The 22,706-nt window shown below is 60.6% G+C and carries 21 protein-coding genes; 7 read left to right on the top strand and 14 right to left on the bottom strand.

Going from position 1 to position 22,706, the window contains the following annotated elements; all coding sequences use genetic code 11:
• The first annotated feature begins 42 nt into the window (after positions 1-42).
• From AC1RO0_RS16665 to AC1RO0_RS16685, 5 genes are read left to right on the top strand one after another with little or no spacing between them, the layout of a single operon-like run.
• A complete protein-coding gene (locus AC1RO0_RS16665) occupies positions 43-1,629 on the top strand; it encodes an ABC transporter substrate-binding protein (protein WP_498593993.1) in 1,587 nt (528 codons plus the stop codon).
• Positions 1,630-2,733 (top strand): ABC transporter permease, encoded by a 1,104-nt coding sequence (locus AC1RO0_RS16670; protein WP_498593994.1) that lies wholly within the window; start codon positions 1,630-1,632, stop codon positions 2,731-2,733. It begins immediately after the preceding gene.
• Positions 2,734-2,738: 5 nt separating this feature from the next.
• Complete coding sequence (locus AC1RO0_RS16675; protein ID WP_498593995.1) at positions 2,739-3,674, top strand: ABC transporter permease; 936 nt, start codon at positions 2,739-2,741, stop codon at positions 3,672-3,674.
• On the top strand, positions 3,671-4,528 hold the full coding sequence (locus tag AC1RO0_RS16680) for an ABC transporter ATP-binding protein (RefSeq protein ID WP_498593996.1): 858 nt from the start codon (positions 3,671-3,673) through the stop codon (positions 4,526-4,528). The genes AC1RO0_RS16675 and AC1RO0_RS16680 overlap by 4 nt, the downstream gene beginning before the upstream one ends.
• A complete protein-coding gene (locus AC1RO0_RS16685; RefSeq protein WP_498593997.1) occupies positions 4,525-5,283 on the top strand; it encodes an ABC transporter ATP-binding protein in 759 nt (252 codons plus the stop codon). Before AC1RO0_RS16680 ends, AC1RO0_RS16685 begins: the two co-directional genes overlap by 4 nt.
• A gap of 56 nt (positions 5,284-5,339) precedes the next feature.
• On the opposite strand, the gene AC1RO0_RS16690 is transcribed toward AC1RO0_RS16685, so the two are convergent.
• From AC1RO0_RS16690 to AC1RO0_RS16715, 6 genes are all read right to left on the bottom strand, one after another.
• Complete coding sequence (locus AC1RO0_RS16690) at positions 5,340-6,128, bottom strand: inositol monophosphatase family protein (RefSeq protein ID WP_498594040.1); 789 nt, start codon at positions 6,126-6,128, stop codon at positions 5,340-5,342.
• Complete coding sequence (locus tag AC1RO0_RS16695) at positions 6,128-7,000, bottom strand: glycerophosphodiester phosphodiesterase family protein (RefSeq protein WP_498593998.1); 873 nt, start codon at positions 6,998-7,000, stop codon at positions 6,128-6,130. The genes AC1RO0_RS16690 and AC1RO0_RS16695 overlap by 1 nt, the downstream gene beginning before the upstream one ends.
• Before the next feature lie 38 nt (positions 7,001-7,038).
• Positions 7,039-7,902 carry an ABC transporter permease gene (locus AC1RO0_RS16700; RefSeq protein ID WP_498593999.1) on the bottom strand — a complete coding sequence of 288 codons (864 nt, stop codon included), beginning with the start codon at positions 7,900-7,902 and terminating at the stop codon, positions 7,039-7,041.
• Positions 7,902-8,756, bottom strand: coding sequence for an ABC transporter permease (locus AC1RO0_RS16705; RefSeq protein WP_498594000.1), 855 nt, complete (start codon positions 8,754-8,756; stop codon positions 7,902-7,904). The genes AC1RO0_RS16700 and AC1RO0_RS16705 overlap by 1 nt, the downstream gene beginning before the upstream one ends.
• Complete coding sequence (locus AC1RO0_RS16710) at positions 8,756-9,796, bottom strand: ABC transporter ATP-binding protein (RefSeq protein WP_498594001.1); 1,041 nt, start codon at positions 9,794-9,796, stop codon at positions 8,756-8,758. Before AC1RO0_RS16710 ends, AC1RO0_RS16705 begins: the two co-directional genes overlap by 1 nt.
• Before the next feature lie 75 nt (positions 9,797-9,871).
• Positions 9,872-11,101, bottom strand: a complete 1,230-nt coding sequence (locus tag AC1RO0_RS16715) for an extracellular solute-binding protein (protein WP_498594002.1) — start codon at positions 11,099-11,101, stop codon at positions 9,872-9,874.
• 144 nt (positions 11,102-11,245) lie between these two features.
• Here AC1RO0_RS16715 and AC1RO0_RS16720 point away from each other — a divergent pair, with 144 nt between their 5' ends.
• Entirely contained in the window at positions 11,246-12,394 is a 1,149-nt protein-coding gene (locus tag AC1RO0_RS16720; RefSeq protein ID WP_498594003.1) for an ROK family transcriptional regulator, read from the top strand.
• Between the two features lie 29 nt (positions 12,395-12,423).
• On the opposite strand, the gene AC1RO0_RS16725 is transcribed toward AC1RO0_RS16720, so the two are convergent.
• The 3 genes from AC1RO0_RS16725 to AC1RO0_RS16735 form a co-directional block, all read right to left on the bottom strand.
• Positions 12,424-14,511, bottom strand: coding sequence for a putative bifunctional diguanylate cyclase/phosphodiesterase (locus AC1RO0_RS16725; protein WP_498594004.1), 2,088 nt, complete (start codon positions 14,509-14,511; stop codon positions 12,424-12,426).
• Between the two features lie 328 nt (positions 14,512-14,839).
• Positions 14,840-15,460, bottom strand: a complete 621-nt coding sequence (locus AC1RO0_RS16730) for an EF-hand domain-containing protein (RefSeq protein ID WP_498594005.1) — start codon at positions 15,458-15,460, stop codon at positions 14,840-14,842.
• A gap of 696 nt (positions 15,461-16,156) precedes the next feature.
• Positions 16,157-17,236 carry an ABC transporter substrate-binding protein gene (locus tag AC1RO0_RS16735; RefSeq protein ID WP_498594041.1) on the bottom strand — a complete coding sequence of 360 codons (1,080 nt, stop codon included), beginning with the start codon at positions 17,234-17,236 and terminating at the stop codon, positions 16,157-16,159.
• 176 nt (positions 17,237-17,412) lie between these two features.
• Between AC1RO0_RS16735 and AC1RO0_RS16740 the strand changes: the two genes are divergently transcribed.
• Positions 17,413-18,216 carry a class I SAM-dependent methyltransferase gene (locus AC1RO0_RS16740; protein WP_498594006.1) on the top strand — a complete coding sequence of 268 codons (804 nt, stop codon included), beginning with the start codon at positions 17,413-17,415 and terminating at the stop codon, positions 18,214-18,216.
• Between the two features lie 66 nt (positions 18,217-18,282).
• Here AC1RO0_RS16740 and AC1RO0_RS16745 read toward each other — a convergent pair whose 3' ends face one another.
• The 5 genes from AC1RO0_RS16745 to AC1RO0_RS16765 form a co-directional block, all read right to left on the bottom strand.
• The gene (locus tag AC1RO0_RS16745) at positions 18,283-18,444 is read right to left on the bottom strand and encodes a hypothetical protein (RefSeq protein ID WP_498594007.1); all 162 of its coding nucleotides are present in this window, start codon (positions 18,442-18,444) and stop codon (positions 18,283-18,285) included.
• Between the two features lie 89 nt (positions 18,445-18,533).
• Positions 18,534-19,370 carry a helix-turn-helix transcriptional regulator gene (locus tag AC1RO0_RS16750; protein ID WP_498594008.1) on the bottom strand — a complete coding sequence of 279 codons (837 nt, stop codon included), beginning with the start codon at positions 19,368-19,370 and terminating at the stop codon, positions 18,534-18,536.
• Positions 19,371-19,428: 58 nt separating this feature from the next.
• Positions 19,429-19,650 (bottom strand): DUF1127 domain-containing protein, encoded by a 222-nt coding sequence (locus AC1RO0_RS16755; protein ID WP_498594009.1) that lies wholly within the window; start codon positions 19,648-19,650, stop codon positions 19,429-19,431.
• Between the two features lie 107 nt (positions 19,651-19,757).
• Positions 19,758-21,602 carry a methyl-accepting chemotaxis protein gene (locus AC1RO0_RS16760; RefSeq protein ID WP_498594010.1) on the bottom strand — a complete coding sequence of 615 codons (1,845 nt, stop codon included), beginning with the start codon at positions 21,600-21,602 and terminating at the stop codon, positions 19,758-19,760.
• Between the two features lie 103 nt (positions 21,603-21,705).
• The gene (locus tag AC1RO0_RS16765) at positions 21,706-22,704 is read right to left on the bottom strand and encodes an ABC transporter permease (RefSeq protein ID WP_498594011.1); all 999 of its coding nucleotides are present in this window, start codon (positions 22,702-22,704) and stop codon (positions 21,706-21,708) included.
• Positions 22,705-22,706: the final 2 nt, after the last annotated feature.

A 22,706-nucleotide genomic window follows, 5' to 3' on the forward strand; every position in this document is an offset into this window, starting at 1 on the left:
GGCGTGGGTGCTGCCCATGCAAAAAGATTGGGAGGTCTTGAAATGTTGAAGAGCTTGCTGACATCTGTCGCAATCGCCAGTGTCTTGATTGCCGCGCAGCCGTCCCTCGCGGCATCGCCGCCAAACATGCTGGTGATCGGCACCAATCTCACAGGCATCCGCACACTTGACCCGGCGCAAAACAATGCACGCACGGTGTCGGAGCTGATCTCCAATCTCTACGACAATCTGGTGCAGCTCTCTCCGGACGATCTCCAGACGCTGAAGCCGATGCTCGCCACGAAATGGAGCGTTTCGCCCGACGGCAAAGTTATCACGCTCACCCTGCGTGACGATGCCGTCTTCCAGAGCGGCAATCCGGTCACGGCGGAAGATGCCGCCTGGTCTATTCAGCGTGTCATCAAGATGGGGCAGGTCGGCTCCACCGATATCGCGCCCTGGGGCTTCACGACCGAGAACGTCGACAAGCTGATCCGCGCCAAGGATGCCCACACGCTGGAGATCGAGCTGCCGCAGGCCGTCAATACCGATCTCGTGCTCTATTCGCTTGCCGGATCGTCGATCGGCATCATCGACAAGAAGACGGCCCTGTCGCATGAGGCCAATGGCGATTTCGGCGGCACATGGCTCTCGGCTAATTCTGCCGGCAGCGGGCCGTTTGCGCTGGCGCAGTGGCGGCCGAACGATGTCGCGATCTTCAATGCTCGCAAGAATTATTGGGGCGGGGCTCCGGCCATGACGCGCGTCGTTGCCCGCCACATCCCGGAATCGGGCAATCTGCGGCTGCAGATCGAAGCCGGCGACGTCGATATCGGACAATATGTTTCAAGCGGCGATCTCGATGCGCTCGCCACCAACAAGGCCGTGGTGATCGACAATGTGCCGGGGCTCGGCTTCTATTATATCGCGCTCAACCAGAAGGACCCGGACCTGCAGAAACCCAAGGTCCGCGAGGCGTTCCAGCATGCCTTCGACTGGAAGGCGATTTCCGGCAACATCATGCGCTACACCGGCTTTCCATGGCAGTCGATGATCCCGCGCGGGATGATCGGGGCGCCGGAGGATGCGACGTCGCGCTATGACTACGATCCGGCGAAGGCCAAGCAATTGCTGGCCGAGGCAGGCTATCCGAACGGTCTGAAAAAGGTGCTTAATCCATCGGGGGCGGCGGCCTTGCCCTTCACCGAGGCACTGCAGGCAAGTGCCCGCACCGCCGGTATCGATCTCGATCTGGTGCCGGGCGAATTCATTCCCGCGTTCCGCGAGCGCAAATACCAGGTCCTGTTCGGCAATTCCGGCGCCCGGCTCCCCGATCCTTTCGCCGTCGCCACGCAATATGCCTATAACCCTGACAACAGCGACGATGCGCGTCTCGGCAGCTACTATCTTTGGCGGGCCGGTATGAAGGTGGACGAACTCAACACGCTGGTCGATCAGTCGATGAAGGAGCGCGATACCGCCAAGCGTACCGACCTCTTCAAGAAGATGGACGGCATCTATGGCGGCATGGACTCGCCGCTGATCATCTTCTTCCAGCGCACCGACCCCTATGTCATGCGCGCCAACATCAAGGGCTACCATGGGCATACGACCTGGTCGACGCGCTGGCATGACGTGACGAAGGAGTAGATGCTGGTGACGAGCGTCGAGCTGACATCGAAACGCGATTCCCGCGGCAGTGTGCATCAGGATGCGTTCGCGGATACGCCGCCCCATCCGCTGATCGCCCTCCTGCGGCGATTGGCAGGCCGTGCCGTGGCGATCGTCACCACGCTGCTCGGTCTGCTGTTCCTCACTTTTTCGATGGGGCGCCTGCTTCCCGCCGACCCGGTGCTTGCCATCACAGGGTCGGAAGTGAGCAAGGCGGTCTATGATCGCGTCTATAATGAGCTGGGGCTAGGCGAGCCGATCTGGATGCAGTTCCTCACCTATGTGCGCAAGATCGCGACAGGCGATCTCGGCACCTCGGCCACGACCGGCCAGCCGATCCTGACCGATCTCATGAGCATTTTCCCGGCGACCATCGAGCTTGCCATCATCGCCATGATCATCGGCATTCTCGTCGGCGTTCCGCTCGGGATTACCGCAGCCGTCCGACGCGGCACTGTCATCGACCACGTCGCGCGCATCGTCGCCCTTGCCGGCCATTCCATTCCGATCTTCTGGATGGGGTTGATGGCTCTCTTCATCTTTTACGCCAAGCTCCAGCTCGTCGGCGCGTCGGGCCGGGTCGATGTGTTGTACGAGGGGCTTGTGACGCCAGTTACCGGCTTTCTGCTGATCGATTCCGCCATGGAAGGGCAGTGGGACGTGTTCCAGAGCGCGCTCAATCACATCATCCTGCCGGGCGCGATCCTTGGCTATTATTCCGTCGCCTATATCTGCCGCATGTCTCGCAGCTTCATGCTGGAGCAGCTCGGCCAGGAATATATCGTGACGGCCAGAGCAAAGGGGCTTGGACGGCGCAAGGTCGTCTGGCGCCATGCCTTCCGGAATATCCGGGTGCAGTTGCTGACGATCATGGCGCTGACCTTCGGCGGACTGCTGGAGGGCGCGGTGCTGATCGAGACGGTTTTCGGCTGGCCCGGCCTTGGCCAGTACCTGACGCGCGGCCTGCAGATGAACGACATGAACGTTGTCATGGGTGCGGTGCTGACGATTGGCGCCGTCTTCCTCACCATCAACATCATTTCGGATGTGCTCTATCGCATTCTTGATCCAAGGACACGGTGACGCCGATGACGATCTCCGCCGAACACACAGATCGCCCCAGCGGCAACGGCTTTCGCAAATGGCTGCTTGCGCCGGAACCCCAGGGCTGGTTCCAGTCGTCCGTGCAGCAATTCCACCAGGGCTGGCTGAAGTTCCGCCTGCATCCGCTCGGCCTTCTCGGGCTTGCTATCATCGTCCTGCTGATCCTTGTCGCCATCGCAGCGCCCTTGCTGACGCGATATGATCCGATCGTGCAGGACATGGCGGGACGGCTTGCGCCGCCATCGGTCGAACATTGGCTCGGCACCGACAATTTCGGCCGCGACGTCTTTGCCCGCATCGTCTATGGCGGGCGCACGACGCTCTATATCATCATGCTCGTCTCGGTCATCGTCGCGCCCCTGGGCCTGCTGATCGGCACCTGCTCCGGCTATTTCGGCGGCATTGTCGACGAAATCCTGATGCGGATCACCGACATCTTCCTGTCCTTTCCAGGCCTGGTGCTGGCGCTGGGGTTCGCGGCGGCGCTCGGCCCCGGCATCACCAATGCGATCATCGCGATCTCGCTGACGGCATGGCCGCCGATCGCAAGGCTCGCGCGCGCCGAAACGCTCAGCCTGCGCAAGGCGGATTTCATCGCCGCCGTGCGTCTGCAGGGCGCGACGCCCTTGGCGATCATCACCCGCCACATTCTGCCAATGTGCATTCCCTCGGTGATCGTGCGCGTGACGCTCAACATGGCCGGTATCATCATCACCGCCGCCGGCCTCGGCTTTCTCGGCCTCGGCGCTCAGCCGCCCTGGCCGGAATGGGGGTCGATGGCGGCCACCGGTCGCGAGTTCATGCTCGACAGCCCCTGGGTCATCGCAGCTCCCGGCATCGCCATCGCGCTGGTGAGCCTTGCCTTCAACCTCGTCGGCGATGCGCTGCGCGATGTCCTTGATCCGAGAGGTGCAGAATGAGCTCTTCCCTCATCGATATCCACAATCTCGAGATCGCCTTCGGCGGCGGTTCCGTGCGGGCCGTGCGCGGCGTCAGTTTTTCGCTCGGGCAGGAAAAGCTCGGGATTGTCGGCGAATCCGGCTCGGGCAAATCGACGGTCGGCCGTGCCATCATGCGGCTGCTGCCGCCGACGGCAATGTTCAGCGCCGAGCGGATGAGTTTTCGCGACGTGGACCTGCTGAAAGTGGACGAGCGCAAGATGATGACGATCCGCGGACGGCGGATCGGGCTCATTCTGCAGGACCCGAAATATTCACTCAATCCGGTCATGCGGATCGGAGAGCAGATCGCCGAGACCTATCGCCTGCATTATCCCAAGGCGAGCGCGAAGCAGGCCTACGGTCAAACGCTCGAGATGCTCGATGCGGTGAAGATCCGCGATGTCGAACGGGTGGCCCGGCTCTATCCGCACGAGATATCGGGCGGCATGGGCCAGCGCGTGATGATCGCCATGATGCTGATTGCCGAGCCTGAAGTTCTGATCGCCGACGAGCCGACATCGGCCCTCGATGTCACTGTGCGGCTGGAAATCCTCGCCCTGCTGGACGAACTTGTCGCGCGGCGCAATCTCGGCCTGATCTTCATCAGTCATGACCTGAACCTTGTGCGGAATTTCTGTGACCGCGTGCTGATCATGTATGCCGGGCGGGTCGTCGAGGTCCTGGAGGCGCGAGACCTCGACAAGGCCAGGCACCCCTATACGCAAGGGTTGCTCGCCTCGCTGCCGTCGATCGACGATCCGCCGGCCCGCCTGCCGATCTTGAAGCGTGATCCATCCTGGCTCGACGGCAAGATCCTGGAGAGAGCGCGATGATCGAAATCGACAATCTCACCATCCGTTTCGCCGCCGGCCAGAGGCCGGTCGTGAGGAACGTCAGCTTCGGCGTCGAGAAGGGCACGGCCTTCGGTCTGGTTGGTGAATCCGGCTGCGGAAAATCCACGGTGCTGCGCGCCATATCCGGTCTCAATCCGAATTACCAAGGCAGCATCGAGCTGGACGGCGACATTCTGGATCGACAGCGCGACCGGCCGTTCTTCCGTCGGGTGCAGATGGTGTTTCAGGACCCCTACGGATCGCTCCATCCCCGCAAGACGATCCGCTCTCAGCTCAAGGAGCCGCTCCGCAACCAGGGGATTGCCACCGGTTTGATGGATGTCGATGCCCTGCTGCGCTCCGTCGGCCTCGATCCGTCGCTCAGCTACCGGTTTCCGCATCAGCTCTCGGGCGGACAACGCCAGCGCGTCGCCATTGCCCGCGCGCTAGTTCTCAACCCCGCCGTCCTGCTGCTCGACGAACCGACCTCCGCGCTCGACGTCTCGGTCCAGGCCGAAATCCTCAACCTGTTGGACGACCTGCGCCGTGAACGCGGCCTGACCTATCTGCTCGTCAGCCACGATCTCGCTGTCGTCTCCCATATGTGCAGCCGCGTTGCCATCATGGAGGCCGGTGAGATCATCGAAGAGGTCGATATCGAAAGGCTGCGAAAGGGAGAGGTCGAGCACCCCTATTCGCAGCGCCTGCTGCGGGCGAGCCGGATGTATGGCAAACAGCGGGAAGTCCTCGCTTGATGGTCGGCGAGGCCCTTCGGACCTTAACCATGCTCTTCCCGCAGCCTGCTATTTGATCAAGAGAGACCCGTATCCGTCCTGATCTCCGGCCAGAGCGGTTCCGTTGCCGCCAACAAGGCCGGCGTCCCGGCTGCGATCCATGGGACGCGGCTTGCGGGGTCTTCACCGATCCGCACCTCGAGCCCGGCCTCCCGAGCAAGCACCGCGCCGCCGGCGATGTCCCACATCGTCGTCACCTTCTGCAAATGCCCATCGAAAACCCCGCGAGCGGCAAAGACGAGGGAGACGGAGGTCGAGTGGAAGGCTTCGACGACCCAGCCGGCACGCCTCAACCCCACTTGAAACCTGGCGGCATCGTCGAAATCCTCTGCGGGGTTGTCGCCAAGCGACATGACGCGGACGTCCTCCAAGGGGTTGGCGCGGACAAGCGGCTTGCCGTTCATCAGCAGGCCGGTGCCATCGGCGGCCGCATAGATTTCGCCCATGACCGGCATGGCAACGATACCGAGTTCGGGACGGCCATCGCGCACAAAGCCGAGCGAAATTCCCCAGAGTGGTGAACCACGGAGGAAGTTCGATGTACCGTCGATCGGGTCGATGATCCAATAAGAGCCTTCGGACTGCCCGCCGAATTCCTCGCCGACGATCGCTTCGCCGGGAAAGGCTTCGGCAAGCCGTTCGCGGATGAAGTTTTCGACGGTCATATCCGCCTCGGAAACGAAGTCCTGTACACCTTTGGTGAGGGTGGTGACCGTCTGGTGCGCTGCAAAGAAATGCAGCGCCTTATCGGCCGCCTCCTCGATGATGGCGCTTGCCTGTGACAGACGCTGGTTGGCGATGGGCATCATGCGTTCCTCTTGATCTCATGGTCGGCCAGCCATTGCTTGAATGGTACAATCGTATCCGTCTGGACGGCACCGGCGCCTACCTCGGCCAAGGCGCCCCAGACGCCTTGGGGGTCCACGAGTGCCCGACTGTCGTTGAAATCGAGATTGTGAGAGACATCGAGCGTATTGATCCACAGGCGGATATTCTGGCGCTCCAGTTCCTCACGCCCGGCGGCAAGATCGGCAATGTCGGAAAACTTGACCTCCACCATTGGTGCGCGCAATGGCTCGATCAGCTTCAGGTCTTCCGCGAACTGTCCGGGCCTGACGCGAAACATCGGCATATGCGGGATGGAGCCGAACCAGTCGGCGTCGATCACCGGGAAATGGCCGGATGCCGGCTCGATATCGGTCTTGATGATGATCTGATCCCGCATGTCGAGGCGCTTGATCGTGGCGATCACCAGCGGCAAGTCACGCGGATATTTTGTGTCGATATTGACGAAGATCCGACCGCGCGCCTCTTCCAGTGCTTCTTCCAGCGTCGGAATACGCTCGTCGGTCACAGTCGCCGTCTCTCCGCCGCCACCGGCGCGAAGGCGTGCGTTGCGGATTGTCGCGAGATCGCAGGCGCTAACAACGCCGGTGCCGGTCGATGTCCGGTCAAGCGTCGCGTCGTGAATGACGACAAGTTTTCCATCCGCTGACGCCTGCGTGTCGATCTCGACGATTTCCACATTGAGCGCTGCCGCGTCGCGGATCGATGTCAGCGAGTTTTCCGGCGCTGCGGTCCAGAGGCCGCGATGCGCGATGGTGAGAATATCCGGGTTGCTGCGTGACATGAGGGAGAAAATGTCTGCGAAACGGGAGGCAGCGGTCTGGCTGAGCATGGGGAGAACTTTCGGATGGTTGGGGTTTGGGACGAGGATCAGATTTTGCCCATTCCCGCTGCCATCAGGTCGTCGCGCAGGATGCGTCCGGCAAGAACGAAGATGATCAGGGCAGGAAGGAGCAGGATGAAGGCGATGATCGATGCCAATGGCAGCTGCATCGAATAGGGGTCGAGGAACATGTAGAGCTTGATCGGCAGCGTCTGGACGACGGGCGCGCCGACGATGAAGGACTTGTCGAACTCCTCGAAGCTGCCGATGAAGGAAAGCAGCCCACCGGCCAGCAATCCCGGCACGGCAAGCGGCAGGATGACGTGCGCCAGAACGCCGACGCTTCCCGCGCCAAGCGACCGTGCTGCGTGAATGAGGTCGTCCGGAATGGTTTCGAGCGAGGCGGTCATCAGCCGGATCATCAACGGCAATGTGCCGACGATCTGGACGAGAATGACGCCGACCATCGAATAGGAGAGGCCGAGCAGCAGGAAGATCTGGCCGATGCCGACGGCAACGACGAGGCCGGGAATGATGATGGGCGCGAGGATGAAGATTTCCACGACACGTTTCAGCCGGAACGGAAAGCGCGCCATGGCCCAGGCTGTTGGCAGGGCGATGATTGCGGTCGCGAAGGTCACGACGATGGCGATGACGAGGCTGTTCAGCGTCGCGCGCAACAGATTGGCATCTGCGAGAACGTCCAGCCAACGGCTGAGCGTGTAGTTCTGCGGCACGACATGCGGCGGAGCCCAGCCGTCGGCAATACTCCAGAGAAACATCAACGTCAGTGGCAGGGCGATGACGAGCGCCAGCATCAGGTAGAGCCCAACCGAGACCAGGACGCGATCGTCCTCGGTGAAGGTGCGGCGACGGGGCAGGGCGGGAGCGGTGTCGGCCAGCGTGCTCATCAGGTATCTTTCTGCGCAGAGCCGAGGCCGATTCTGGCGGTCAGCGTGTAGTAGGCAATTAGGACGGCGATCGCGAAGAGGCTCAAAATCATCCCCATCGCATAGACCTGGGGAAACCTGCCCTGGCTGAATTCGGCGACCATCAGCACCGAGAGTGGCCGCGCGACCGGCGGGCCGACGATGTCGGGAATGGCGTAGGAACCCATCGAGCCGATGAAGGTCAAAAGGATCGCCGCGGTGATGCCGGGCATGGCGAGCGGCACCTCGACGAAGAGGAAGGTCTTTGCTTGCGAGGCGCCGAGCGAGCGTGCCGCCAGGCGGATATCTTCCGGAACGGCGGCAAAGGCGCTGGTGATGATCAGCGTCATGAAGGGGATCTGCTTCCACACCGTCGAAAGGATGACGCCGACGCCCCAGTCATCGCGCACGAGCTTGGGCAGGCCGAGACCTAGCGGCGTGAGCAGCCGGTCGAGAAAGCCGCCGCGTTCGGCAACGATGATCACCATCAGAGCAACGATGATGCTGGGGACGGCCATCGGCAGCTTATAGAGCCCGTTGAAGAGTTTGCGGCCGAGGAAGCTTCGGCGCAGCAACAGCGCCAGCGGAATGGAGGCCAACAGCGAGACGATGACTGGGGCAACGCCGTAATAGATCGAGACCGACAGTCCGCGCAGCATTGATGGCCGGGTAAAGATGCGCGTGTACCATTGCAGCGTGAAGCTGCCGTCGTCCATGTGAAAGCTGCCGATCAGTGCCGACAGCAGCGGCCAGCCGAAGAAAGCGAGAAGATAGCCGACGCCGGGCGTCAGCAGCAGAAGGAGCCTTGCGCGGTCGCTGCCGAGGATCGGGCGCATCAGGCAGCTCCCGCGAATTCCCGCTCGTCGAGCAGGTGTGCGGCGCCTTGGAAACCGATCGCGACATGGGTGCCGGGGGCGAGCAGTGCATCGTTGCCGGCCTGGGCGACCTTGAGCGTCACGTCACCAACGGCGACCGTATAAAGGACATTGGCGCCCATGAAGGAGACCGAGGTGATGACGCCGGGAGCGCGGCCATCGGATATAACCGACATGGCTTCAGGCCGGACGGAAATACGGGCCGGCCCAGTGGCATGTGCGTCGAGCGCGATGATTTCGCCCCAGGGCAGGCGCGCGCTGAGACCATCGGCGGCAACGGACAGAAGGTTTGTCTGGCCGAGGAAGCTCGCGGTGAAGGCTTTTTTCGGAGCGCGGTAGAGCTGCTGCGGCGTGCCGGTCTCGACCACCCGCCCGGCATTCATGACGACGATGCGGTCGGACATGGCCATGGCTTCCGACTGGTCGTGTGTCACATAGATGCTGGTCGCACCGATGCGGCGGTGCAGCTCGACGAGCTCGTGGCGGAGCGTATCGCGCAGCTTGGCGTCGAGATTGGAGAGCGGCTCGTCGAAGAGCAGCAGCGACGGCTGCATGACGATCGCGCGGGCAAGCGCCACACGCTGCTGCTGTCCGCCCGACAATTGCCGTGGCATGCGGTCGGTAAGGCCCGTCAGGTTGCAGATGTCGATCGCGTGTTCGATACGCCGCGCCCGCTCAGGCTTGGCAACGCGCTTCATCCGCAGGCCGAAAGCCAGGTTCTTGCCGACCGTCATATGCGGGAAAAGCGCATAGGACTGGAAGACCATCGCAATGTCACGCGCCTCCGGAGGCAGAGCATCGATCCTTTGTCCGGCGAGATGGATTTCGCCGGTGCTCGGCCGGCTTATCCCCATCAGGATGCGCAGAAGCGTGGACTTGCCGCAGCCGGAGGGGCCGAGGATGGTGACGAACTCGCCGCGCTCGACATCGATCGATACGGGATGGAGCGCGCGGCTCGTGCCGTAGTCCTTGGTAATATCTTTGATTTCTAGCGCGGTCATCATGGCATTCCGTGGTTCTGGAAAGAGGGGTGGACCGGACGCCCCACGTCCGGTCCGGCAGCGGTCCGGCTCCCGCTACTGATTGAGCACTTTTTCATTGAGCGCTTCGGAAAGCGCCGTCGCCATATCCCAGAAGGCGGTAGCCGACAGTCGCGGATAGACGCTGTCCGGTAGGACATGAACCCGGGTCTCGGCCGAGATCAGGTCGTCGCTGATATCAGTGCGCGGCGAACGGGAGGCCTTGTGCTCGAGCTTCCAGGTCTGGAAGTCCTTGCTGAAGGCCATGTCGATCAAAAGCAGGGCCGCGGCGACATGCTTGGCATTGGCGGGCACAAAGATCGCATCGCCCGAGCCGACCTGGCCGCCTTCGAGCAGCGTCAGGCGGCAGCTGTCGGGAAGCTGCTTGTTGGCAAGGAAGGTTATGACCTGATCTTCCCAGACCGTGCCCATGTAGAGCTGCTGATTGTTGATGAGGTTCAGCGTGTCGGCATTGCCGTTTGTCAGTTCCGATACCTTGAGGAGCTTGCGGTAGTAATCCCAGACCGGCTCAAGGCACTCCGACGTCATCGCCCAGTCCTCGGCCTGCTCGAGGCTCAGCGAATAGTCCGTCAGCTTGGCCCGGCAATCGCCTTTCAGATAGTTGAGTGCGACCGAGTAGATGAAACCGCTGCCGGAGCCGCCCTTGGACGGTAGGGTCACGCCCAGCCGCTTCGGGTTCTTCTCGGCCCAGGCGAGTAGATCGTCGAAATTCCTTGGCAGATCAGTGTCTTTGACGAAGGCGGAATCATAACCGATCGCCGTCTGGTTCAGGTGGACCAGCGGAAAGGCGCCGCCATGCGGCTTGCCGAAGACGGTCTCGGCCAGAACGGGATCGTAATGATCCATGTTTGGCAGGATCTTCGTCAGCGCGATCTTGCCGACGACGCCCGTGGACGACAGCAGCGGATAACCGCCACCGCCGGCGAAATAGACATCGACCGGGGCATCCTGGCCTGCCTTCTGCACGGCAATCAGCTGCTGGTTTGCCTGATCGCCGACAACGTCGGTGTAGTTGACCTTGATGCCGTATTTCGCTTCGAAGCGAGTGGTCAGCTCCTTCCATGTATCGCCGAAACTTCCGGCGAAATTATACATGGTGACGGTGCCTTCGGCTTTGGCGACAGGAACGACGACGTCGTAGAAATTGTCACGGTTGACCTTGGAGAGATCGAAATCCAGATTCTTCAAGTTCGTGTCGGCCGCATGCGCCGTCAGCGTGGCGGTTGCCAGGATCAGCGCGCCGATGGCGAGACATTTCATGGTCATCAAGATCTCCAACGAGAGGGAATATTGCTCTCGTCGCTATTAATACACTTTAAGTGTAATATTTGTGACAAGTCCATCAAAAAAGCTTCGCTGGGCAAGGTGTGGTGGATTGCGAGCCTTCGTCCGAGCGGCTAAGCCAGAGGCATGACCACGCAAACTGCTTCCCCGCCCAGGTTCGACATGTCGCCGCTTGCCAGCGACAATGAACGGATGATCCTCGATATCGTGCGCCGTCACGAGCCGATTGCGCGTTCCACGATCACGGCGCATACCAATCTGACCCAGCAGTCGGTGCATCGTCTTGTGGAAACGCTGATGGATCGCGGTCTTCTTCGCACTGGTGCGCCGCTCAAGGGGACGCGCGGCCAGCCGAGCCCGACGATTGAACTGGTGAAGGAGGCTGTTTATTCCGTCGGCATCTCGATCAATACCGATTCAGCGATCCTCTATCTGGCCGATTTCGGCTGCAATGTGGTTGCTGAGGAAACCCTGCGGATGGTGCCGAGCGATCGGCGAGCAACCATCGCCATGCTTCTGGAAACCCTTGAAACCATCCTGAAAAAGCACGGCATATCGCGTGACCGCCTTGTGGGGCTCGGCTTTTCGATGTCGGGTTTTTTCGTCATGGACAATCGCGAGTTCAATGCACCGGAGCCACTGCGGGACTGGTCGCTCATCGATCTGCGCCCGGATCTTGAGCGCGCGTTCGAGCTTCCGGTCTGGCTGGAAAACAACGCGACGACGGGTGCCATCGGCGAGAGCCTGCGCGGTGCTGGTCTCTGGTGCTCGACCTTCGCCTATCTGTCCTTCAACTACGGTTTCGGCGGTGGCCTCATCCTGGACGGCAAGCCCTTTTACGGCTTTCACGGCAATGCCGGTGAATTCAGCGGCATTTACAATCCGGATGAATCGCCAAAGCGGCCCGCCTTACAGTATCTGATCCGGATGTTGCAGGAGAACGGCATCGACATCGATTCAATCGATGAGTTGCACCAGCGCTTCGATCCGTCCTGGCCGGGCGTCGAGGCGTGGCTGGAGCAGACAATGCCGATGTTGGATCGGTTGATTGCGACTTTGATTGCCGTGCTCGATCCGCAGGCGATCGTGTTCGGCGGGCAATTGCCGCAGGAACTCGGGCGCATGATGATCGCGCGGGCGCATATGTCCTTCTCGCGCGCTCATCGATATGATGTCGGACCGCGGGAAGCGAAGCTTGTGCTTAGCGAGACGCGAGGGGATGCTGGCGCCATTGGCGCCGCCCTGTTGCCGCTAAAGCTCCGGTATTTCCTCTAGCGGCTCAGTTGCACGCGGCTTGACCTGCTTCAAGCGATCGAGCGACGTCTGATCCGAACAGGCGGGATGCGGCCGGAAAACGATGCCGGAAATTCGGCATCGATGGTTTCCTCAGGCAGAAATATTTGTCCGACCGGTTTTGGCCGCCCAAGGAAAAATCCCTGTGCTTCGTCACAGCCTTCGATTTTCAGGATTTCGAGCTGGTGGTTTGTCTCGACCCCTTCGGCAAGGACCGGGATTTCCAGGCTCCGGCCAAGCGTCAGGACCGCCCGCACGATGGCTTTCGCCTGGATGCTGCCCTCCACCTCGCTCATGAAGGAGCGGTCGAGCTTGATCTTGTCGAAGGGGAACGAACGCAACGTATCCAGCGACGAATAGCCCGTTCCGAAATCGTCTATCGCGATGGTCACGCCCAGCGCCTTGATCTGGCGCAGCACATGGAGCGTGCGGGTCTTGTCGGCGATGATGGTGGACTCGGTGATTTCGAGCTCCAGCCGGCTTGGCGAGAGCCCCGTTTCGAGCAGGATTTCGTGCACAAGCCGGGCAAGATCGGCATGGGCAAACTGGACGGGCGAGAGGTTGACGGCGATCTTGTAGCGCTTGTCCCAGGAGGCAGCCTGCACGCAAGCCGTGCGCAGCACCCATTCACCGATTGCGAGGATAGTACCGCTTTCCTCCGCGATTGGAATGAATTCCGCCGGCGGCACCTTGCCGCGTTCGGGATGGTTCCAGCGCGCCAGAACCTCATATCCGCAAACCTCGCCCGTACGAACCGAGGTTTGGACCTGATAATGCAGCTCAAGCTGATCCAGTTCGACGGCGCGGCGCAGATCCTGGGCGAGCGTATGGCGTTCGCGGGCGGCTTCATCCATCTTGGATTCGTAGAAGCAGACGACGCGCCCGATATCAGCCTTGGCGCGGTACATCGCCAGGTCGGCATTGCTGACAAGGCGCTCCTGATCCTGTCCATCGTCGGGATAGACGGCGACGCCGATACTGGCGCCGGTCACCGTCTCGAAATCGTCGATCCGGATCGGTTCGAACATGGTTTTTTCCAGGCGCGTCACGAAGTCCAGCAGCTCGTTTTGGCCGTTGAACCGCTTGACGGCCGCAAATTCATCGCCGCCGACACGCGCAACGAATTCGCCGTCCTTCACCAGCCGCGCGAGCCTGCGTCCGATTGCCTTCAGAGCCTGGTCGCCAGCCTTATGTCCGCGAAGATCGTTGATTTCCTTGAAGCGGTCTAGGTCGATGCCGATGACGGCAAGCTTCGCATTCTCGCGCTCCGCCTGCTCCATCTCTTGGTTGAGATGGTCGGCAAAGCTGCCGCGATTGGGCAGGCCGGTCAGCAGGTCGTTGAGCGCCATGTGCTGGAGCTTCTGGATGGATTCCTGCGTGGCGCGCTCGTCGATCATGTAGCTGGCGACGCCGGTGCCGACGATGAGCAGGCCGACGCCCGCGACGGCAATGGCTATGGCCTGCAGCACATGCGGATCGGTGCCCGTTACACCCGTCGCCAAAGGCGTGAGCGATACGGCGGCCATCGCCGTGAAATGAAGCGTCACGACGGCGAGGACGAAGAGCGCAAGTGCCAGAAACGGCGAATGGCGCCAAGGTCGATGGATGGCCTGGCTGAAGGCGAATGCCGCGATAACCATGGACAGCATGATCGAGCTCACCACGTAATCGACGTTCCACTCGATGATGCCATCGACGTGATAGGCCATCATGCCGGTGTAATGCATGGCTGAGATTGCCAAGCCGATGATCATGCCGCCTGCTTCCGGAGCAAGTCTGAAGCCGCGCAGGGAGGCGGTCGTAAAACCGGTGGCGCAGCCCGCCACGGCTACCAGCAGCGACACCATGGTCAGGATCGGACCGAAGGTGATCGCCGCTTTGGCCTCATAGGCGAGCATGGCGATAAAATGGGTGCACCAGACCGAGGAGCCAGCCGCCACAGAGGTCAAAAACAGCCATCCGCTACGTTGAAGACCCTGCGTCGTCTCAGCGCGCCGCAGGAGGTTGAGGGTTATCCACCCGCCACTGATGCAGACGAACGCCGCAAGAAGAACGAGCCACAGATTATGCTCCGTGGCGATGCATGAAATGACCCGCACTCGAAAATCCCAAGCCTATGGATGGCAACGAACGCCCCCCAATGGTCGCTCGCCACGCCGACAATCGGCGGGCCAATTCTTTCAAGGGCAACAATAAAGATCGGGTAAAGACGGAATGCCCGGCCTGGGGAAAAGGGCATGCTTGCGCGTAAATTCATCGTTCCGTCACAGAGAGGGTCTTCCGCTGACAGTAAGCCGAGCGAAACCGGCTATCCCGGGAATGATGCTCGAAAATGGACGGCAGGCTTGGGCAGAGGCCCCAACATCTCCTACCCAAGCCGCCGCCCATTTTATATCATCAGGAACGAACGATTGTTGCCGCCGTTCATCAGAGGGCAAGCAATTCGCTTGTCGTATCGACCTGGTCGTTCGAGGCATAGAGGCTGCCAAAGTCGGACGGCTGCGGCGGTTGTTGCGCCTTCATCGCCGTCTCGAACTGACTTTGCGTCAGCGATCCCGAGCTGGACGTGTCGAGGCTCTCGAACAGGGACGTTGCCTGATCCTCGCTCACGTCAGACGGGCGGGCGGCGACGAATTCCGCCTCGCTGACACTACCGTCACCATCCGTATCCATGTCGGAGAACATGCTGGACAGCTGATCGTCGCTCGGCGGTCCGCCAGCCGGAGGTGGTGGCGGCTGCTGGCCCGATTGCTGGCCTGCCTGCATGGCGGTTGCCAGTTGCGATTCCGTGAGCGATCCGGTGTTCTCAGTATCGAAGCTTGCAAACAGGTTCGTTGCCTGGTCCTCGCTTACGTCGGACGGACGAGCTGCGACGAACTCCGCTTCGCTGATGCTGCCGTCGCCATTCGTATCCATCGCCTTGATCATATTGGTCTGATCGCTGGTGCTGGAAGCAGCTTGCGTACTCGATGTGCTGCTGCTGGATGCGGTATCCGAGCTTGAGCTCGAATCATCGTCGCTGCTGCCAGACTGCAGATTGAGCATCATGGACATCAGCTGCGCGGCCAACTGCTGCGCCGTCGTCGCCAGAGACTGATCGTCGGAAGAGGAAGACGAGGATGAATCCTTGCTGGACGATCCGCCACTCAGGACGGAAGAAAGGGCATCGTCCGTTGACGACGCTGCAGAACGCGATCGCAGAGATTGATAGTAACTATTTGAACTAATTGACGTAATGCTCGTCATGGGGGCCTCCGGATGCGAGCGTTGAAATGACTCCGGTTTCTTACGCTTACTCGTTATGAACATATTGCCATCGCGTCGGGCCGCTGATCTGCGGCAGCACGATCTTTGATGCCGATATGAGCGGATGGACTTGCCGAATGCTGTAGACCCAGCATTCTTCGCGTTCCTGCTTTGATACTCACGCGTGCCCCCGCAACGCATGAGTTCAAGATTGAACACGACAGATTAACGCCATCATGGCGCTATCGGCATCCGCACATTTTCGATCTAGCAATTCCCAACGAGCTACTGATGCACAAGCAAACTTGTGCGTAGCTTATAGGAGCCGGGCGTACGCTCTCGGGTGCTGTTTCTTCTGTGGATTGTTCGATCGGCTCCAAGCCATTGGAAGCCGACAACAGCCGGCGCTGGATTCCGCGGCTCTGGCAGGTATCGATATGTCTGTTGGGCAGATCAAACCAAACCGGCGGGCGAGAAGTCGCCCGCCGGTTTGTCGGATCAAAGGCTTGCGTTCAGCGATACGAAATAACCGGAGCGGTATTCGACCGGCAGGAAGCGCTCGTGCAACTCCTTGAATGTCGCTTCCGGATCGAGATCCTTGAACAGGTCCGGATGCAGCCACTTGGCGATCTGCTGGATGGCGACGAACTGATAGGGATTGTTGTAGAACTGATGCCAGATGGCGTGGACATTGCCGGTCTTGACTGCGGTGATGCCGGTAAAGGCCGGGCGATGCATCAGCTTCTCCAGCTTCGAAGTGGCCAGGGCCTTGTCCGCGCCGGGACCGACGCCGACCCAGTCGCCGCCGGGAACATAAAGTTCCCAGTTCGCTCCGGTAACGATCACCTGATCCGGGTTGGACGCGATGATCTGCTCCGGATTGACCGTGCCGAACGTGCCGGGAATGATATTCTTGGCGAGATTGATACCGCCGGCCATTTCGACCATCCGGCCGAAATTCTCGTTGCCGAAGGACATGCAGCAATCGTCGCTGTAGCCGCCGGCGCGCTCGATGAAGACCATTGGCTTCTTGATGTCGCCGGCCTTGGCAAGTACGTCGGTGACGCGGGCGAGCTGCTCGTCATGGAATTTCACGAATTCCTCGGCGCGTGCCTCCTTGCCGAACAGCTTGCCGATCAGGCGCATGGACGGCGTGGTGTTTTCCATCGCCTTTTCGCGGAAGTCGACATAGACGAGAGGAATGCCCACTTTCGCAAGCTTCTCGATATAGCCGCTCTCTTCCGTCGCCGACTTGGCGTCGATGTTCATGATGATGACATCAGGCTTCAGCGTCACAGCCTGCTCGATGTCGAAGGTGCCGTCCTTCATGCCGCCGAAGGTCGGGATCTTCTTCATCTCCGGGTATTTTTCCAGATAGGCGTTGTAGCCGTCGAGATCGGCCTTCTGGAAATCGTCCCGCCAGCCGATGATCCGCTTGAACGGCGCCTCGGTGTCGAGAGCGGCGGTGAAGTAGATCTGCCGTCCTTCGCCGAGAATGACGCGCTCCACGGGAACGCTGACCTGGACGTCGCGGCCTGTAATATCCTTGACCGTGACCTTTTCACCGGCGATAGCCATACCGGATAAAAGGGCGAACACGAGTGTGGCGACAGAAGCCACCTTGTTGACGTTGAACACTTGCCTCTCCTGAGCGATAAATTCGGACGCGATTTATGTTTTTATGACTTTTACAGTCAAGAATTATCTTTTAGAAGCTTTCTACGCTTGGTTGTTCTCTTGGAAAGAAATAGGAAATGCAGACACTTAACCTGCGCTCCAACCACGATTTGCGCGACGAGATAAAGGCCTATTGGTCGATCCGGGCCGAGACCTTCGACAGCCAGCCGGGCCATGAGATCTTCTCGGAGGAGGAACGTGCAGCATGGCATGCGCTGCTGCGGCGCCATCTGGGGGAAGGTGCAGGCCGGGCGGCTCTCGACCTTGCTTGCGGCACGGCGGTCGTCTCCCACTTGCTCGACGATCTCGGCTACAGGGTGACGGGCATGGATTGGGCGGAGCCGATGCTGAATCGGGCGCGCTCCAAAGCGAAGACGCGCGGCCGGTCGATCCGCTTCCTGATGGGAGATGCCGAAAACACCATGGAGCCGGACGGTGCCTATGATGTGATCATCAACCGGCACCTGGTCTGGACCCTGGTCGATCCGCTGGCCGCCTTCAAGGAATGGCATCGTGTGTTGAAGCCGGGCGGGAGGCTGCTGGTCATAGACGGTGACTTCGTCAACACGACTTTCGTCGCAAAGATCACCGGCAGGCTTGCTGCTCTTCTTGCGCGTCTCCGTGGTCAAAATACCCGGCCGCAGAATGGGCCGGGCGCAGCACTTGCCGAAACCCACCGCAGCATTCTCTCTCGCGTCTATTTTTCCGATGGCGCGCGTGCCGAAGCGGTGGCCGATCTTCTGAAGGCTGCAGGTTTTTCGTCCGTGGTCGTAGACACCGACATGGCTGCTATCCACAGGACTCAGCGCAAGAACTTTGATTTCCTGAAAGGGCTGGAGCGCGCCGCGCAGCATCGCTACGCCATCTGTGCCAGCAAATAGGCTCACCTGAATTGGAGCTTTAAATTTAATCCGCCGCGACAGAGGGAATGTCGCGGCGGATGATTTTCAGCTTTTGCCGTCTGTGGTTGCCGTTATCGCCGCTTCCGCTTCGTTGAGCGCCCGGGCGCATTCCTCGCAGCAGACCTCGACGGTCTTGCCGCCGAGCTTGACCTTGATCGCTTCGGCATCGAGTTCACAGTCGCAGGCAGCACAGGTACGTTGAGACATGTCAGTTCCTCCTTTTGATATCCCCAGCATCGGGGATGCTGTGAGGAAACCATCTTGCCGGCGCTGCCGCTGTCGGATTCTTTAGCGATCTATCGCGCCCGCAAATGGGCAAGCCGCTGGAACTCGGCCGGTGTGCGGTCATAGGCCTGCTTAAAGGCGGCGCTGAAATGGCTGTGGCTTGAAAAGCCGAGATCCAGGCCAAGGGCGGTCAGATCATCATATTCGCCAAGCAGGTCGAGCGCTCGCGCCAGCCTCAGACGCAGCTGGTAGCGATAGAGCGGAATGCCTTCGACCTGCTGGAAGACCTGGGTAAGGTAAACCGGGGAGACGCCAACATCATGGGCGATGTCAGCCAGGGTCCATCGGCGGGCGAGATCGGAAGACAATACGAGTTTCGCCCGATCGACGAGCTTCTGCCGTCCGGTCGTCGCGCCGGCAGCATGCGAAGTGCGCTCGCCAAGCGAACGTCGCACCAGAGTCAGGGCGAGCGTTTCCGCCTCCAGCGTTTCGGCAACGCCGCGTTTGAGGCTGTGCCGCAGCAGGGCAACCAGCGCCTGTGCGCGTGGATCGATCCGCCGGCGCTGGCGGCGAAAGATCAATGCGTCCGCCGTCTGCGCCTGATCTTTCGGAGCCAGTTCGTCGAGCAAGGTCTCGTCGATCGAGACATCAATACAGGCATCGCCACCCTCGATCGGGTGGCTGATCCGGTACTCCTGCTCCCGATTGAAAAACAGCACCTGGTTTGCCTCGGCCACGACATCCTTGCGTCCGACGTGGCGCATGAAGACACCGCGATAGGGGTAGACGAGACTGGTCGAGCGCGCGCATTCCTCGGCACTCTTATGCCGGCATGCCCCATCGCAGATGACATCCCTTATCGTGACGGTCTTCGTCCCGAGCAGAAGGTCGATTGAAAAACCTGACATGGCATATTCCAACATCGGCCGCTGGCGAGCCTCTCGGCTCGCCACCTTCTTAGCACAATTATCTGTAGCGCGTGTAGATATGCTCATGACTATAGGCTTGGCCGCGCGACAGGCCTATGTCCTTCAACTGGTCGTCGGACAGTTCAAGCAGGGCATTGCGATTGCTTCGCGCCTTTAGTATCGCGGCAATCCGCATTACGATGGCTAACAGCCATCGTAATGCCGGGTAGATTTTTCGTTCAGTCCGGCGGAAGGATACACGGATAGCAGTCGTGGTCATTGTCGTCTCCATCGAGCTTGTTTCGATGAGACGAGTTGACCATTTGCCGAAAATTTCCGCTGTCGAATTATTTAGCGATTATTCAGGCGAAATCCTGCCTGTGCGGGTCAGGCCGCCCGCTTTGCCCGACGGTCGTCTTGCGCAGCACCTTCAATGCGGAACTGTTGCAGCAGGTTCATTAGAATATCGGCTTCCTCGGCCAGTCCGCGGCTGGCTTGTGTCGTTTCTTCGACCATCGCTGCGTTCTTCTGGGTCATCTGATCCATCGCATTGACGGTGCCGTTGACTTCCTGCAGGGCGGTTGCCTGATCCCGGCTGCCTGTCGCGATGGTCTCGACGTGCTTGCTGATCGCGACAATTTCCTGGCTGATGGAGGCAAGCATGCCGCCGGTTTTCTGCACCAGTTCGGAGCCGGCGGTGACTTCCTGTGTCGACTTTTCGATGAGGCCCTTGATCTCGCGCGCGGCCACAGCGGAGCGCTGCGCCAGCTCGCGCACTTCCTGCGCAACGACGGCAAAGCCCTTGCCTGCATCTCCGGCGCGGGCAGCCTCGATGCCGGCGTTCAGCGCCAGAAGGTTCGTCTGGAAGGCGATATCGTCAATCACTTCGATAATCTGTTCGATCTGTCGAGATGCCTGTTCGATACGGTTCATGGCGGCGACGGCATCGCCGACGACTGCATCAGAGCTGTCGGCCGTTTTCTTGGTGAGCGCCACGGCATTGTTCGCCTCGCGGGCGCGTTCGGCCGAAGAGCGGACCGTGACGGTGATTTCCTCAACGGCGGCGGCGGTCTCTTCCAGATTGGCCGCTTGCGCCTCCGTGCGTTTGGAGAGTTCGCCGGCCGAAGACCGCATCGCGTTGCTGTTGTTCTGGATCGTCGTCGCGCTGTTGCGGATGCGGGACAGGGTGTCCTGCAGGCGAACGAGCGAGGCGTTGAAATCGATGCGAAGCTGCTCGAGGCGACCGACGAACGGGGTTTCAATCGTCTGGGATACATCTCCTTGTGCCAGACGGCCTAGGCCGATCGCGATCTGGTTGACCGCAAATTCGATCTGACCGTCGAGCGCGCGCTTGTCGGTGTCGTTGCGGCTGCGTTCGGCTTCGGCAAGGGCACGCTGGTCGGCGGCCTGGGTTTCCAGATCGAGGCGCGCGCGGGCGCTGTCGCGGAAGGCTTCCAATGCGCGGCCGATCTCGCCAAATTCATTCTTCTTCTCGACGCAGGGAATGCTGCCGCCAAGATTGCCGGCGGAGATCGTGTGAACCGTCGTCGTCAGGGCTTGCAGCGGTCTTATCGAACGGCGGATCGCAAAGAAGGCGAAGAGACCGACGAACGCCATCACGGCGCCCCCAGCGGTCAGGACGAGAAGCTGCAGATTGTTCAGCCGCGCGTAATAGACCTCCATCGGAATGCCGATGAAGAGAATGCCGATATTGGCGCCGGCGGCATTCTTGACGGGGAAGTAGCCGGTCATGAAATTGCGGCCGAAAAGCTGGGCCGGGCCATAATAGGCCTCGCCCTTGGCAAGCACGGGCTGAGCGGGATGATCGGCGGCAAGCTTCGTGCCGACGGCACGGCTGCCATCCTGCTTCTTCACATTGGTGGACACGCGCACATAGTCGCTGTCCTGCTTCTCGAAGATCGTTGCCACGCCCGCGATCGACTGCGCTGCCCGATCGACAAGGTCATGATCGCTGAAGGCTGGAATTTTCTCCTCGGTGACGGAGGCAAGCTCCGTATCCTTGAGCGCGATCTTCGCGCCGTCGTCGCCAGCAGCGTAAAGGATCGCCATCGCGCGGCTTGCATCCCGGGCGTCGGCCACCGCGCTGTCCATCACATCCCGGCTAAGGTTGTAGTAGGTCACCGCAACGATTGCGGCCGTGCTGACGGCGAGCAAACCGAGGGTGATCGCAACGACCTGGCGCACGATGGATGTCGATAGAAAACGCAGCATGAATATCTCCGGTGATTTAACCGGAACCAGACTAGGCGGAAGTCATTAAGATTCTGGCCAATGTCAGGAGTTTTGGGGCAGGCAGGCATGGGGCGGCGGCTATTTACGCGCCGCCGGTCTTCCTGTTGACGAAGCTAAGGGCGAGCACGGCAAAGATCAATACGCCGGTGCCGACCTGCTGCCAGTAGAAATTCAAACCCGTCAGAAGCAGGCCGTTGGCGACAATGCTGAGCAGAAGCACACCGAGCACGGTTCCTGCCACATTCGGCCGGCCAAGCGGCGAAAGGGTCGTCCCGATGAAGGTCGCTCCGATGGCGTTCAGGAGAAAGGCGTTGCCTGAGAAGGGGATATAGACCGTGACCGTTGCCGTCAGGATCAGGCCGGCAATGGCGGCGATCAGGCCGACAAGGATGAAGGTCACGGCAACGTGGCCGCGAAGCCTGATGCCGGAATAACGCACGACGCTTGGCTGGATGCCGATCGACAGCACCACACGGCCGAAGCGGGTACGAGCAAAGAGCGTGGCGGCGGCGGCAATGATGATAATCGCGATGGCCAGCGGCACGGGAATACCGGCAATCGCACCATGGCCGAGAAAGCGGAACGCTTCCGGCACGCCGGTTGGCGGCAGATAGACGGGATTGCCGCCGTTTGTCAGCAGTTGCTGGACGCTGCGGCCGATGAAAAGCGTGCCGAGTGTTGCCAGGAACGGTGACACGCCGATACCCGAGATCAGGACGGCGTTGAAGGTGCCGACAGCGGCGCCAGCCGCCAGTCCCGCCAGCACCGCAAGCGCTACCGGCTGGCCGGCAAGCACCAGCGAGACGAAGGCGAAGCTTGCAAAATCCACTGCCGTTCCGACCGAAAGATCTATCCCGCCGGAAGAGACGGCAAAGGTCATGGCGATGGAGACGATGGCAAGCAGCGTGAAGTTGTTCACGAGGATGCTTTGCAGATTGCCAGGCGTCAAGAAGGTCGGCGTCGCGACCGAGAAGATCGCAAAGACGAACAGCAGCGCCAGGATCAAGCCATACCGCGCCAGCACGGTGACCGCGCGACGCGGCCAACCGAGTGATGGGGCGGCGGAATTCGAAAGCGACATGG

The organism is Rhizobium sp. GW821-FHT14E12, assembly GCF_058803745.1.